Here is a 13,642-nt window from a genome sequence, read left to right on the forward strand (position 1 = left end):
CCCCCACACCGGGCGGGTGATCAGGCCTTGCGGCCGCGGGCCGAGGACGACGCCCCGCCGAAGAGCCGGGCCAGGGCCCGGAAGGGAAGCGTCACCACGGTGGCGACTGCGCCACCGATCTGGCGCAGCACGTCTGCGATGGCACGGAACACGAGAAGCCCCTTTCGTTTCCCGGCCCTGTGGCCGGGAGGTACGGGTACCTCCGAACCGGCCCGCCATGCCTGTGTGCGTGCCCGGGCGTGTCCTCAGCCCTTGCCGAAGAGGTCCGCGGGGTAGGCGCCCGCGCCGAGTGCCGTGCGCGCGAAGGGCGTTGCGAGTTCCGTCAGACGTGCCACGCCCTCCGCGCCGAGGTGCGCGTAGGGCGCGGTGTCGAGCCGGTCCGTCTCCCGCTCGACCTCGTCGCGCAGCTCCGCCCCGCGCTCGGTCAGCTCGCCGGCGTCGTCGATCAGCCCGCGTCCGCGCAGCCGTTCCCTCGCGGCGTCCCACTCCTCCTGGGTCCAGCCGCGGGTGGACAGGACCCACTTCGGGGCCATGCCGCGGCCGGTCGCGGTGTGCGTCACCAGCGCCTCCAGACCGTCCAGGTCCGCGGCCAGCAGCGCGGCGAGGTGGCCGTCGCCCCGGTACTCGCGCAGCAGGGTCGCCGCGTGCCAGAACGCCAGGTGCGGCGCCTCGGGCACCGGCAGGTCCGCGTGCGCCGAGTAGAGCGGACGGCCGCCGCGCGAGCAGCCCTCGGCGGCACGCAGGGCCAGCTCGGCCGCCTCCGCCATCTCCGCCGAGGCCAGGACCGGCTCGCCCAGCAGACGGCGCAGCGTCGCGTCGACGGCACGCGAGCGCGCCGCCAGGGCCTGCTCCGGCGTGACCGTCTCCCAGACGGCGGGCACGTGCCGGGCGACCAGCTCGTACTTGTAGTTGTAGAAGGCCGCCGTCACCGTGCCGGCCCCGGCCGCGCCCAGCGCGGCGGCGCGCACCGCGAAGTTGACGGCCCGGGGGTCGGTGACCCCGAGGGCGGCCAGTTCCCGGCCGGTGTCGGGGGAGAAGTAGTGCGTCGAGTGCAGCGAGTTGAGCGTGTTGTGGCAGCGGCGTGCGGCGCGGGAGTCGATGGCGGCAGTTGTCATGCCACGCACGTTACCAACCGCTCAGTACGTTCTCCACGGGTGAGCGCGCATGGCAGGAAAGGTGGGGTGCTCGTCATTGCGGCCATTGCCGAGGTGGGCGAAGAATCGGGGCATGGCGCAGCGAACCGTCCTCGTCGTCCTCTTCGACCAGGTCCAGAGCCTCGATGTCACCGGCCCCGTGGAGGTCTTCGCGGGCGCCGAGCGGCACACCCCCGGGACGTACCGCATCAGCACCGCCTCACTGGACGGCGCTCCCGTGCGCACGTCCAGCGGTCTGACCGTCGTACCAGACCGGTCGCTCGCCGACGCGCCGGACCCGGACACCCTGGTCGTGCCCGGCGGACAGGGCACCCGGAGTCCCGACCCCCGCCTGACCGACTGGCTGCGCGCACACGGACCGCACGTCCGGCGCCTGGTCTCCGTCTGCACCGGGGCGGCCCTGCTCGCCGGGGCGGGCCTCCTGGACGGCCGCCGCGCCACCACCCACTGGGCCTACTGCGACCGCCTCGCCCGCGAGCACCCGGCGGTGGACGTCGACCCCGACCCGATCTACGTCCGCGACGGGCACGTCGCCACGTCCGCGGGCGTCACCTCCGGCATCGACCTCGCCCTCGCCCTGGTGGAGGAGGACCTCGGCCGCGACACCGCCCTGACCATCGCCCGCCATCTGGTGGTGTTCCTGCGCCGCCCCGGCAACCAGGCCCAGTTCAGCGCCCAGCTCGCCGCCCAGACCGCGTGCCGGGAGCCGCTGCGGGAACTCCAGCAGTGGATCACCGAACACCCCGGCGCCGATCTGGGCGTGGAGACCCTCGCCGCCAGGGCCGGCCTCTCGCCGCGCCACTTCGCCCGCGCCTTCCGGGCGGAGACCGGCACGACGCCCGGCCGCTACGTCGACCGCATCCGGCTGGAACACGCCCGCCGGCTGTTGGAGGACACCGGCGACGGAGTCGAGCAGGTCTCCCGGGCCAGCGGCTACGGCACCCCGGAGGCCATGCGCCGCGCCTTCGTCAAGGCCCTCGGCGCCTCACCGGCGGAGTACCGCCGCCGCTTCCGTCCCGCGCCGGCCCACTGAGGCCCACCCGCGCGCACCGGCACCCGCCGACCGACCGCGAAAGGAACCCCGTGCAGATCGCCATCGTCCTCTTCGACCGCTTCACCGCCCTGGACGCCGTGGGCCCGTACGAGACCCTGGGCCGCCTCCCCGACGCGGAGACCGTCTTCGTCGCCGAACGGACCGGCCCCGTGCGCAACGAGACCGGCAACCTCGCGCTCACGGCCGACCGCACCCTGGCCGACGTACCCAGTCCCGACATCGTCGTCGTCCCCGGCGGGCCCGGGCAGACCCCGCAGATGGAGAACGAGACCCTCCTGGACTGGCTGCGCACCGCCGACGCCACCAGCACCTGGACCACGTCCGTGTGCACCGGCTCCCTGCTGCTGGCCGCCGCCGGGCTGCTGCGCGGGCGCCGCGCCACCTCGCACTGGCTGGCCCTGGAGCACCTCACGCGCTTCGGCGCCGAGCCGACCGGGGAGCGGGTGGTCACCGACGGCAAGTACGTCACCGCGGCCGGCGTCTCCTCCGGCATCGACATGGGTCTGACGCTGCTCGGCCGGATCGCCGGCGACGACCACGCGCGGGCGGTCCAGCTGATGACCGAGTACGACCCCCAGCCACCCTACGACGCCGGGTCCCCGGAGAAGGCGCCCGCGCACCTCGTGGCGGAGCTGCGCGACCGGAGCCGCTTCATCCCCGAGTAGGGGCGCTCCAGCCGAACCGCGGCGTGCGGCGCTCCAGGAAGGCGGCGACCCCCTCGGCGGTGTCGCCGCTGCCGCGTGCCTGCTCGGCCCAGTGGGCGTCCCGGTCCGTGCGCCCGTTCGCGAACTCCTTCGCCGCGGCCTGCGTCAGCGGCGAGCGGGAGGCCAGGACGCGGGTGAACTCCGCGACCCGCTTGTCCAGCTCGCCCTCCGGCAGCACCTCGTCGACCAGGCCGGTGCGCAGGGCCCGCGCCGCGTCGATCAACTCCCCGCTGAACAGCAGGTACTTCGCGGTCGCCGGACCCGTCAGCGCGACCAGCCGCCGGGTCGCGGACGCCGGATACACCACGCCGAGCTTGGCCGGGGTCACGCCGAACAGCGCCGACTCCTCGGCGAAGCGCAGGTCGCAGGCGGCCGCCAACTGGGCCCCGCCGCCGACGCAGTGACCGCGGACCGCCGCGAGCGTCGGCTTGGGGAACGCGGCGAGCGCCTCCTCGGCGAGCACCGCCAGCCGCTGCGCCCGCTCGGGCGACTCCCGCAGCGTCGAGATGTCGGCGCCCGCGCAGAACGTCCCGCCCTCACCGGTGAGCACCAGCACCCGCACCGCCGGATCCGCGGCCAGGCCGTCGAGCAGCGGCGGCAGCGCGCGCCACATCGCCGCCGTCATGGCGTTGCGCTTGGCCGGGTGGTGGACGACGACGGTGGCGACCGAGTCGGCGACCCCGTGCAGCAGCTGCGGCTCCATGGGCCGGATGCTATCCGGCGACCCTCCCGGTCCGAGCGGGCGGGCAAGCGGGGACAGGAACGGTCCCAGGAGCGACCGTGTCTTCCGCAGGCGGTCAGAACCGCTCGATACCTGCTGACTTGTGTTCAGTCCTGTGGTGCGGAGCGACGCGTTACCAACACTCAGGGGTGTGGTGACTATCGAGCCCAAGGGTGGCGACCGGACGATGGACGAGACCGGGCCCGCCGGGCCGCTGCCGTACGAAGGGGTCTGGCGGTTCACCGCCCCCGCGGTGGACGCCTCCGTGCCGCAGGCCCGGCACGCCGTGCGGGACCTCCTGGTGCGCCAGGGCGTGCCGGTCTCCGACGACGTGACCCAGGCGCTGCTGCTGATCGTCTCGGAGCTGGTCACGAACGCGGTCCGGCACGCGGCGGTGCTGTCCCCGGTGCTCGCCGTCGAGGTCGCCGTCGGGCCCGAGTGGGTGCGGGTGGCCGTGGAGGACGACCACCCCTACCGCCCGACCGCCCTGGAGACCGACTACGGGCGGACGGGCGGGCGCGGGTTGCTGCTGGTCCGCGAGCTGACCCGGGAGTCGGGCGGAGCCTGCGACGTGGTCCACACGGCGACCGGCGGCAAGGTGATCTGGGCCGCGCTGCCGCTCAAGCACGCCCTGCCGTAGGTCTCACCAGCCGGCCGAGGGGCCCGTCAGCTCGCGGACGGCCGGACGGGCGGCGTCCAGCACGGTCATGAACCACGCCGAGAAGGTGTCCCGCCCGTGCCGCTCGGACAGCTCGGCCGGCGAGACGAAGGACGTCCCGGCGACCTCCTCGGGGTCCGGCCGCGGCTCCGCCTGGACCAGGCCGACGAACAGGTGGTTGTACTCCTGCTCGACCAGCCCGGAGGCCGGGTCGGGGTGGTTGTAGCGCACCGTGCCGGCCTCGGCGAGCAGGGACGGCGACACGCCCAGCTCCTCGTACGTCCGCCGGGCCGCCGCCGCGAACGGCGCCTCTCCGGGATAGGGGTGACCGCAGCACGTGTTGGACCACACACCGGGGGAGTGGTACTTGCCGAGCGCTCGCTGCTGGATCAGCAGCCGGCCCCGCTCGTCGAAGAGGAACACGGAGAAGGCGCGGTGCAGCTGCCCAGGTGGCTGGTGCGCGGAGAGCTTCTCCGCGGTGCCGATCGTCACGCCGTTCTCGTCGACCAGTTCCAGCAAAATCGCGTCTGCGGTGCCGTTCGACGAACTGTGCGTCGCGGTGGCAGGAGTGATCGGCATACCCATCCTTCACATCGGTCCTCGCGCCCCAAGTGTGCCGTACGAATCCGGCACTCCCGGGACTTACCGGCGTACCCGCATGTCCCAGGCGCCGTCGCGGGAGGGGCCCGATGGGTGATCGTGCCCGGCAGCGACGTCCGGGAACCTCCGCGGCCTGACCGTGAGGGGTGGCACGGGGGCACCGGGAGCGACCGCACGGCGGACCGGGGCCCTCGACGGCGCGTTTCCGCGCGCACGCGCCCCCGGACCCTCAGCGCTGTGCCCTCAGTGGCACAGGCGCGCCTCGTGCTCGGCGTGCCCGCCGGGTTCCAGCTGGAAGGTGCAGTGCTCCACGTCGAAGTGGTCGCCGAGGCAGCCCTGCAACTCGTGCAGCATCTTCTCGTGGCCGATCGCGCTCAGCGTCTCGCCGCTCACCACCACGTGCGCCGACAGCACCGGCAGGCCCGAGGTGATCGTCCAGGCGTGCAGGTCGTGCACGTCCTCGACGCCGTCCAGCGCCAGTATGTGGGCGCGCACCTCGCCGATGTCCACACCCTTGGGGGCCGCCTCCAGGAGCACGTCCAGGGTCTCGCGCAGCAGCCGCAGCGTGCGCGGCACGATCATCAGACCGATGACCAGCGACGCGATCGGGTCGGCCGGCTGCCAGCCCGTGGCCAGGATCACCAGCGCCGAGACGATCACCGCGAGGGACCCCAGCGCGTCGGCCGCCACCTCCAGGAAGGCGCCGCGCACATTGAGGCTGTCCTTCTGGCCGCGCATCAGCAGCGACAGCGACACCACGTTCGCCACCAGGCCGATCGCGCCGAAGACGACGGTCAGCCCGCCCTGGGTGCCGGCGGGTGTGACGAACCGCTCGATCGCCTCGTACAGCACGTACCCGCCCACCCCGAGCAGCAGCAGACAGTTGGCCAGGGCGGCGAGGATCTCGGCGCGGGCGTAGCCGAAGGTCCGCCGGTCACTGGCCGGCCTGCTCGCGAAGTGCACGGCCAGCAGCGCCATGCCCAGTCCCAGGGCATCCGTCGCCATGTGCGCCGCGTCGGCGATCAGGGCCAGCGAGTCGGCCAGCACCCCGCCGACGATCTCGACGACCATGACGGTGAGGGTGATCCCCAGCGCCACCCGCAGCCTGCCGCGGTACGCGGCCGTCGCCGTCCCGCCGGCCGGCGCCCCGTGCGCGTGCCCGTGATCGTGCCCAGCCCCCATGAGAAAGCCGCCTCCCTGTCTGTCCGGCGTCCGGCGCCCGGCCTCCGGATCACAGTCAACTACGGGTAGGGGGTATCCGGCAACGCGGCACTGAACACCGTTGTCATGTGCCCTGACCTGCGTAAACGTTACGCAGGTCAGAGGGTGGGCGACACTCGGGAGGCCCGTCTGCGCCAGTTGGCCGAACGGCCGGCGCGCGGGCCGGCCTGACCCTCCGCGAACACCCGCGGACACTGAGCGATGTCCGTGATGCCCGGTCTGGGAGCGCGGTTTGTGAGCGGGGGCCCGAATCCACGATGATGATCGCGGCAAAGGCGGGTGCAAGCGGCGCCGACCGACTGTGAAACGGGCGGTGAACACGGCGTTCCCGGCATCCGATAGCCTCTGCCGACACGCCGCCCGGGTGCCACCGGCACGGGCGTCCCACCATGCACAGGCCCGGCGTTCCAGGCACCGGGCACCAGGGAGTGAGTTCGGTTGCCGACCGCCATCCTCACCGGTCAGCCGGTCCCCGGTTCGTCGATCGAGAGCGAACTGCGGTCCCTGGGCTTCGACGTGCAGCACGCCTCCGGCGCCGCCGACACCGAGACGCTGCTGGCCCGCGTCCCGGCCACGGACCGGGTCGCCGTCGTCGACGCCCGCTTCGTGGGCCACCCGCACGCCCTGCGCCTCGGCCTCACCGACCCGCGCTTCCCGCTCGCCGCCGTCCCGGGCGCGGTGACCGCCCGCCCCGACGGCCGCCAGGCGCTGACCCGGGCGATGGCCCGCGAGAACTCCGCGGGCGGCGGCACGGCCGTCGCCGTGGACAACCTCGCCGACCGGATCACCGCCGCCCTCGACGCCGACGGCGCCGCCGTGCACCGCCCCGAACTGGGCAGCCTCGTCGCCGCCGTCCCCGCCGACCCGCAGGCCCGCAACGAGGCCCGGCAGGCGGTCGCCGCCGTCGACGACGAGGCCGTACGCCTGAAGTCGGCGGTCAAGGCCCGCGACGGCTTCGTCACCACCTTCGCCATCAGCCCCTACTCCCGCTACATCGCCCGCTGGTGCGCCCGGCGCGGACTGACCCCCAACCAGGTCACCACCGCCTCGCTGCTCACCGCGCTGATAGCGGCCGGCTGCGCGGCCACCGGCACCCGCGCCGGCTTCGTCGCCGCCGGCGTCCTGCTGATCGCGTCCTTCGTCCTCGACTGCACCGACGGACAGCTCGCCCGCTACTCCCTGCAGTACTCCACGCTCGGCGCCTGGCTGGACGCCACCTTCGACCGCGCCAAGGAGTACGCCTACTACGCGGGCCTGGCCCTCGGAGCCGCCCGCGGCGGCGACGACGTGTGGGCCCTCGCGCTCGGCGCGATGGTCCTCCAGGCCTGCCGGCACGTCGTCGACTTCTCGTTCAACGAGGCGAATGTCGACAGCACGGCCGCCGCCAACACCAGCCCCACCGCCGCCCTCTCCGACCGGCTCGACAGCGTCGGCTGGACGGTCTGGCTCCGCCGCATGATCGTCCTGCCCATCGGCGAGCGCTGGGCCATGATCGCCGTCCTGACCGCGGTCGCCACCCCCCGGATCACGTTCTACGCGCTGCTGATCGGCTGCGCCTTCGCCGCGACGTACACCACGGCGGGCCGGGTCCTGCGCTCGCTGACCAGGAAGGCGACGCGGACCGACCGGGCCGCGAAGGCGCTGGCCGACCTCGCCGACTCCGGCCCGCTCGGCGAGGCCGGCGCCAAGGGCCTCGCGAAGACCGCCCGCCGGCTCCCCGGCTTCACCGCTCCCGCGCTCGCCCTGCTCGGCGGCCTCGCCGTCGTCGCGACGGCCGCCTTCACCGACTTCGGCGGCCCCTGGCCGCTCCTCGGCGCGATCGTCTACGTGCTGACCTCCGCCCTGGCCGTCGCCCGCCCCCTCAAGGGCGCCCTCGACTGGCTCGTCCCGCCGTTCTTCCGGGCCGCCGAGTACGGCACCGTCCTGGCACTGGCGGCGAACGCCGACGTGAACGGGGCGCTTCCGGCGGCTTTCGGGCTGGTGGCCGCGGTCGCCTACCATCACTACGACACGGTCTACCGCATCCGCGGCGACGCGGGCGCGTCGCCGCAGTGGCTGGTGCGGACGACCGGGGGGCACGAGGGCCGCACGCTGGTGATCACCGCGCTGGCCGTGCTGCTCACCGCCACACAGTTCAAGGTCGCGCTCACGGTCCTCGCCGTGGCCGTGGCACTCGTGGTGCTCGTGGAGAGCATCCGCTTCTGGGTCGCCGCCCACAAGGTCGGCGCACCCGCCGTACACGACGAAGGAGAACCCGCATGATCGGCCTCGTGCTGGCGGCCGGCGCCGGACGCCGTCTGCGCCCCTACACCGACACCCTGCCCAAGGCACTGGTCCCGGTCGGCCCCGAGGGTGCGGAGGACAGCATCACGGTGCTGGACCTGACGCTGGCGAACTTCGCCGAGGTCGGCCTGACCGAGGTCGGGATCATCGTCGGCTACCGCAAGGAAGCCGTGTACGACCGCAAGGAGGCGCTGGAGCAGAAGTACGGCGTCAAGCTCACCCTCATCGACAACGACAAGGCCGAGGAGTGGAACAACGCCTACTCCCTGTGGTGCGGCCGTGACGCCCTCAAGGACGGCGTGATCCTCGCCAACGGCGACACCGTGCACCCGGTCTCCGTCGAGAAGACCCTGCTCGCCGCCCGCGGCGACGGCAAGAAGATCATCCTCGCCCTCGACACGGTGAAGAACCTCGCCGAGGAGGAGATGAAGGTCGTCGTCGACCCCGACAAGGGCGTCCAGCGCATCACCAAGCTGATGGACCCGGCCGAGGCGACCGGCGAGTACATCGGCGTCACCCTCATCGAGGGCGATGCCGCCGCCGACCTGGCCGACGCACTGAAGGCCACCTTCGAGCGCGACCCGCAGCTGTACTACGAGGACGGCTACCAGGAGCTGGTCAACCGCGGCTTCAAGATCGACGTGGCGCCGATCGGCGACCTCAAGTGGGTCGAGATCGACAACCACGACGACCTCGCCAAGGGCCGGGAGATCGCGTGCCAGTACTGACGAGGCTCATCCCGTCGCCGGTGGTCGTGGACATCCGCGCGGGTGCCCTCGACGACCTGGGAGGTGTGCTCGCCGACGAGCGCATCTCCCACTCGGGCAAGCTCGCCGTCGCCGTCAGCGGCGGTTCCGGTGCCCGGCTGCGTGAGCGCGTCACTCCTTCCCTGCCCGGCGCCGACTGGTTCGAGGTCGGCGGCGGCACCCTGGACGACGCGATCAAGCTGGCCGGCGCCATGAAGGGCGGCCACTACGACGCGGTCGTGGGCCTCGGCGGCGGCAAGATCATCGACTGTGCCAAGTTCGCCGCGGCGCGCATCGGCCTCCCGCTGGTCGCCGTGCCCACGAACCTCGCGCACGACGGTCTATGCTCGCCGGTCGCCACCCTGGACAACGACGCGGGCCGCGGCTCCTACGGCGTGCCGAACCCGATCGCGGTCGTCATCGACCTGGACGTCATCCGCGCGGCCCCGGCCCGCTTCGTGCGCGCCGGCATCGGTGACGCCGTCTCCAACGTCTCCGCGATCGCGGACTGGGAGCTGGCCAACCGGGTCAAGGGCGAGCGGATCGACGGCCTGGCCGCCGCGATGGCCCGCCAGGCGGGCGAGGCCGTGCTCCGGCATCCGGGCGGCATCGGGGACAACGAGTTCCTCCAGGTGCTGGCCGAGGCGCTGGTGCTCAGCGGTATCGCCATGTCGGTGTCGGGCGACTCGCGGCCGTCCTCGGGCGCCTGCCACGAGATCAACCACGCCCTCGACCTGCTCTTCCCCACCCGCGCCGCCGCCCACGGCGAGCAGTGCGGACTGGGCGCGGCCTTCGCGATGTACCTGCGCGGGGCCCACGAGGAGTCCGCTCACATGGCCGGGGTGCTGCGCCGGCACGGGCTGCCGGTGCTGCCGGAGGAGATCGGCTTCACACCCCAGGAGTTCTTCCGGGCCGTGGAGTACGCCCCCCAGACCCGGCCCGGCCGCTACACGATCCTCGAGCACCTCGACCTGAAAACCGACCAGATCAAGGACCTGTACGCCGACTATGTCAAGGCCATCGGTAGCTGAACTACGTCCGGTCGTCCATCCCGCGGGGGTCAAGGACCGGCGCAGCGGTGAGCACTGGGCGGGACGCCTCTACATGCGCGAGGTCTCGCTGCGGATCGACCGCTACCTGGTGAACACCAGGATCACGCCCAACCAGCTCACGTACCTGATGACCGTCTGCGGCGTGCTCGCGGCCCCGGCCCTGCTGGTGCCGGGGATCACGGGCGCCGTGCTCGGCGTCGTCGCGGTCCAGCTCTACCTGCTGCTGGACTGCGTCGACGGCGAGATCGCCCGCTGGCGCAAGCAGTACTCGCTCGCCGGCGTCTACCTGGACCGGGTCGGCGCCTACCTGACCGACGCCGCGGTCCTGGTCGGCCTCGGCCTGCGCGCCGCCGACGTGTTCGGCACCGGGCGGATCGACTGGCTGTGGGCCTTCCTCGGCACGCTGGCCGCGCTCGGCGCCATCCTGATCAAGGCCGAGACGGACCTCGTCGGGGTCGCCCGGCACCAGACGGGCAAGGAGCCGGTCCAGGAGGCCGCCTCCGAGCCGCGCTCCTCCGGCATGGCGCTGGCCCGCCGGGCCGCCGGGGCGCTCAAGTTCCACCGGCTGATCCTCGGCATCGAGGCGTCCCTGCTGATCCTCGTCCTCGCGATCGTCGACGAGAGCCGCGGCGACCTCTTCTTCACCCGCCTCGGCACCGCCGTACTCGCCGGCATCGCGCTGCTGCAGACCCTGCTGCACCTGGTGTCCATCCTCGCCTCCAGCAGGCTGAAGTGAGCGGCCCCATGAAGGTCGGCGCGGTCATCATCACGATGGGCAACCGTCCCGAGGAGCTGCGGGCCCTGATCGACTCGGTCGCCAAGCAGGACGGCGACCCGGTCCAGGTCGTCGTCGTCGGCAACGGCTCGCCCGTCCCGGAGGTGCCGGACGGCGTGCGCACCGTCGAGCTGCCCGAGAACCTGGGCATCCCCGGCGGCCGCAACGTCGGCATCGAGGCCTTCGGACCGGGCGGGAGCGACGTCGACATCCTGCTCTTCCTCGACGACGACGGCCTGCTCGCCCGCGCCGACACCGCCGAGCTGTGCCGCGAGGCGTTCGCGGCCGACGACGAGCTGGGCATCGTCAGCTTCCGCATCGCCGACCCGGACACCGGCGAGACCCAGCGGCGGCACGTCCCCCGGCTGCGCGCCTCCGACCCGATGCGCTCCTCCCGGGTGACCACCTTCCTCGGCGGCGCCAACGCCGTGCGCACCCGCGTCCTCACCCAGGTCGGCGGCCTCCCGGACGCGTTCTTCTACGCCCACGAGGAGACCGACCTGGCCTGGCGGGCGCTCGACGCGGGCTGGATGATCGACTACCGGTCCGACATGGTGCTCAACCACCCGACGACCGCCCCCTCCCGGCACGCGGTCTACCACCGCATGGTCGCCCGCAACCGCGTCTGGCTCGCCCGCCGCAACCTGCCCGCGCTCCTGGTCCCGGTCTACCTGGGCGTCTGGATGCTGCTCACCTTGCTGCGCCGCCCTTCGCGACCTGCGCTGAAGGCCTGGTTCGGCGGCTTCCGGGAAGGCTGGGCGACCCCGTGCGGTCCCCGCCGGCCCATGCGGTGGCGTACGGTGTGGCGCCTGACCCGGCTGGGCCGCCCTCCGGTGATCTGACAAGCTCGTACCCGAGAGCGTCCCGGCCCCGACCGGGGCCGACAGGTCCGTGCCAGGCCCGCGCGGCCGAGCATTCCGAAGACGAAAGTATCCACCAGTGAGTGAGACAACGCACGACGGCACGGTCGCCATGACCAAGCCCGTGGCGCCCGACGAGGGCCTCCCACCGGCCCGGCTCGCCGCCAAGTACGGGCTGTCCGTGAGCGGTGCCCGGCCGTCCCTCGTGGAGTACGTCCGTCAGCTCTGGGGCCGGCGGCACTTCATCCTCGCCTTCTCCCAGGCGAAGCTGACCGCCCAGTACAGCCAGGCCAAGCTCGGCCAGCTGTGGCAGGTGGCCACTCCGCTGCTCAACGCGCTCGTCTACTTCCTGATCTTCGGCCTGATCCTGGACGCGGGCAAGGGCATGCCGAAGGACGTGTACATCCCGTTCCTGGTGACGGGTGTGTTCGTCTTCACCTTCACCCAGTCCTCGGCCATGGCGGGCGTCCGCGCGATCTCCGGCAACCTCGGCCTGGTGCGCGCGCTGCACTTCCCGCGTGCCTCGCTGCCGATCTCGTTCGCGCTGCAGCAGCTCCAGCAGCTGCTGGCCTCGATGATCGTGATGTTCGCGGTGGTGATCGGGTTCGGCAGCTACCCGTCGCTGTCCTGGCTGCTGGTGGTGCCGGCGCTCGTCCTGCAGTTCCTCTTCAACGTGGGCCTGGCGCTGATCGTCGCCCGTATGGGGGCCAAGACCCCGGACCTGGCCCAGCTGATGCCGTTCATCATGCGGACCTGGATGTACGGCTCGGGTGTCATGTTCTCCATTCCGATCATGCTGGCGGATCAGCCGACCTGGCTCGCCGACGTGCTCCAGTGGAACCCGGCCGCCGTCTACATGGATCTGATCCGCTTCGCGCTGATCGACGGGTACGGCCGCGAGCACCTGCCGCCGCACGTGTGGGCGGTCGGGCTCGGCTGGGCCGTGGCCCTCGCCGTGGGCGGCTTCGTGTACTTCTGGAAGGCGGAGGAGAGGTACGGCCGTGGCTGAGCAGCAGCAGGGCGAGCGGGTGCCGACGGTCATCGCGGACGAACTGCACATCGTCTACCGGGTCAACGGCGCCAAGACCGGCAAGGGCAGCGCGACCGCGGCCCTGAGCAGGATCATCAAGCGCGGCGAGGACCGGGGCGTGCGCAAGGTGCACGCCGTGCGGGGCGTCTCCTTCACCGCCTACCGGGGCGAGGCCATCGGCCTCATCGGTTCCAACGGCTCCGGCAAGTCGACGCTGCTGCGGGCCATCGCCGGCCTGCTGCCCGCCGAGCGCGGCAAGGTCTACACGGACGGCCAGCCCTCGCTGCTCGGCGTGAACGCGGCCCTGATGAACGACCTGACCGGCGAGCGGAACGTCATCCTCGGTGGCCTGGCCATGGGCATGACCCGCGAGCAGATCAAGGAGCGCTACCAGGACATCGTCGACTTCTCCGGGATCAACGAGAAGGGCGACTTCATCACCCTGCCGATGCGCACCTACTCGTCCGGCATGTCCGCCCGGCTGCGCTTCTCCATCGCCGCCGCGAAGGACCACGACGTCCTGATGATCGACGAGGCGCTGGCCACCGGCGACCGCAAGTTCCAGACGCGCTCCGAGGAGCGCATCCGGGAGCTGAAGAAGGAAGCGGGCACCGTCTTCCTGGTCAGCCACAACAACAAGTCCATCCGCGACACCTGCAACCGCGTCCTGTGGCTGGAGCGCGGCGAACTGCGCATGGACGGCCCGACGGACGAGGTGCTCAAGGAGTACGAGAAGTTCACGGGCAAGTAGCCCCCGGCGTGTGCAAAGGAACCGTCAACTCCT

Annotated in this window: 15 protein-coding genes; 10 read left to right on the top strand and 5 right to left on the bottom strand. The window is 72.5% G+C overall.

What is annotated here, in order from left to right:
- Positions 1–20 precede the first annotated feature (20 nt).
- Positions 21–152, bottom strand: a complete 132-nt coding sequence (locus ACFC1X_RS03185) for an LPFR motif small protein (protein WP_277343337.1) — start codon at positions 150–152, stop codon at positions 21–23.
- A 93-nt stretch (positions 153–245) separates the two neighbouring features.
- Complete coding sequence (locus ACFC1X_RS03190; protein ID WP_376348265.1) at positions 246–1,115, bottom strand: hypothetical protein; 870 nt, start codon at positions 1,113–1,115, stop codon at positions 246–248.
- A 112-nt stretch (positions 1,116–1,227) separates the two neighbouring features.
- Between ACFC1X_RS03190 and ACFC1X_RS03195 the strand changes: the two genes are divergently transcribed.
- Together ACFC1X_RS03195 and ACFC1X_RS03200 are read left to right on the top strand one after the other, a co-directional pair.
- Positions 1,228–2,187, top strand: a complete 960-nt coding sequence (locus ACFC1X_RS03195; protein ID WP_376348267.1) for a GlxA family transcriptional regulator — start codon at positions 1,228–1,230, stop codon at positions 2,185–2,187.
- A gap of 50 nt (positions 2,188–2,237) precedes the next feature.
- Positions 2,238–2,873, top strand: a complete 636-nt coding sequence (locus tag ACFC1X_RS03200) for a DJ-1/PfpI family protein (protein ID WP_376348269.1) — start codon at positions 2,238–2,240, stop codon at positions 2,871–2,873.
- Here the strand turns inward: ACFC1X_RS03200 and ACFC1X_RS03205 are convergent.
- Entirely contained in the window at positions 2,860–3,615 is a 756-nt protein-coding gene (locus tag ACFC1X_RS03205; RefSeq protein ID WP_376348271.1) for an enoyl-CoA hydratase/isomerase family protein, read from the bottom strand. The genes ACFC1X_RS03200 and ACFC1X_RS03205 overlap by 14 nt on opposite strands.
- A gap of 205 nt (positions 3,616–3,820) precedes the next feature.
- Between ACFC1X_RS03205 and ACFC1X_RS03210 the strand changes: the two genes are divergently transcribed.
- The gene (locus ACFC1X_RS03210) at positions 3,821–4,273 is read left to right on the top strand and encodes an ATP-binding protein (protein WP_355831685.1); all 453 of its coding nucleotides are present in this window, start codon (positions 3,821–3,823) and stop codon (positions 4,271–4,273) included.
- Between the two features lie 3 nt (positions 4,274–4,276).
- Here ACFC1X_RS03210 and idi read toward each other — a convergent pair whose 3' ends face one another.
- Both idi and ACFC1X_RS03220 read right to left on the bottom strand, forming a co-directional pair.
- Positions 4,277–4,870 (bottom strand): isopentenyl-diphosphate Delta-isomerase, encoded by a 594-nt coding sequence (gene idi, locus ACFC1X_RS03215; protein WP_376348273.1) that lies wholly within the window; start codon positions 4,868–4,870, stop codon positions 4,277–4,279.
- Positions 4,871–5,134: 264 nt separating this feature from the next.
- Positions 5,135–6,073: a cation diffusion facilitator family transporter gene (locus ACFC1X_RS03220; RefSeq protein WP_376348275.1), complete on the bottom strand. Its 939-nt coding sequence runs from the start codon at positions 6,071–6,073 to the stop codon at positions 5,135–5,137.
- Positions 6,074–6,550: 477 nt separating this feature from the next.
- On the opposite strand from ACFC1X_RS03220, the gene ACFC1X_RS03225 reads away from it, so the two are divergent.
- From ACFC1X_RS03225 to ACFC1X_RS03255, 7 genes are all read left to right on the top strand, one after another.
- A complete protein-coding gene (locus ACFC1X_RS03225) occupies positions 6,551–8,374 on the top strand; it encodes a DUF5941 domain-containing protein (RefSeq protein ID WP_376348276.1) in 1,824 nt (607 codons plus the stop codon).
- The gene (locus ACFC1X_RS03230) at positions 8,371–9,123 is read left to right on the top strand and encodes a sugar phosphate nucleotidyltransferase (RefSeq protein WP_122620666.1); all 753 of its coding nucleotides are present in this window, start codon (positions 8,371–8,373) and stop codon (positions 9,121–9,123) included. Before ACFC1X_RS03225 ends, ACFC1X_RS03230 begins: the two co-directional genes overlap by 4 nt.
- Positions 9,111–10,172, top strand: a complete 1,062-nt coding sequence (locus ACFC1X_RS03235) for an iron-containing alcohol dehydrogenase family protein (RefSeq protein ID WP_376348278.1) — start codon at positions 9,111–9,113, stop codon at positions 10,170–10,172. The genes ACFC1X_RS03230 and ACFC1X_RS03235 overlap by 13 nt, the downstream gene beginning before the upstream one ends.
- A complete protein-coding gene (locus tag ACFC1X_RS03240) occupies positions 10,150–10,929 on the top strand; it encodes a CDP-alcohol phosphatidyltransferase family protein (protein WP_376348279.1) in 780 nt (259 codons plus the stop codon). The genes ACFC1X_RS03235 and ACFC1X_RS03240 overlap by 23 nt, the downstream gene beginning before the upstream one ends.
- Positions 10,930–10,937: 8 nt before the next feature.
- Positions 10,938–11,810, top strand: a complete 873-nt coding sequence (locus tag ACFC1X_RS03245) for a glycosyltransferase family 2 protein (protein WP_376348538.1) — start codon at positions 10,938–10,940, stop codon at positions 11,808–11,810.
- 97 nt (positions 11,811–11,907) lie between these two features.
- Positions 11,908–12,837: an ABC transporter permease gene (locus ACFC1X_RS03250; protein WP_376348280.1), complete on the top strand. Its 930-nt coding sequence runs from the start codon at positions 11,908–11,910 to the stop codon at positions 12,835–12,837.
- A complete protein-coding gene (locus ACFC1X_RS03255) occupies positions 12,830–13,609 on the top strand; it encodes an ABC transporter ATP-binding protein (protein WP_376348282.1) in 780 nt (259 codons plus the stop codon). Before ACFC1X_RS03250 ends, ACFC1X_RS03255 begins: the two co-directional genes overlap by 8 nt.
- Positions 13,610–13,642: the final 33 nt, after the last annotated feature.

The sequence above is a fragment of the Streptomyces sp. NPDC056128 genome (assembly GCF_042263835.1).
In the GTDB taxonomy this organism is placed as follows: domain Bacteria; phylum Actinomycetota; class Actinomycetes; order Streptomycetales; family Streptomycetaceae; genus Streptomyces.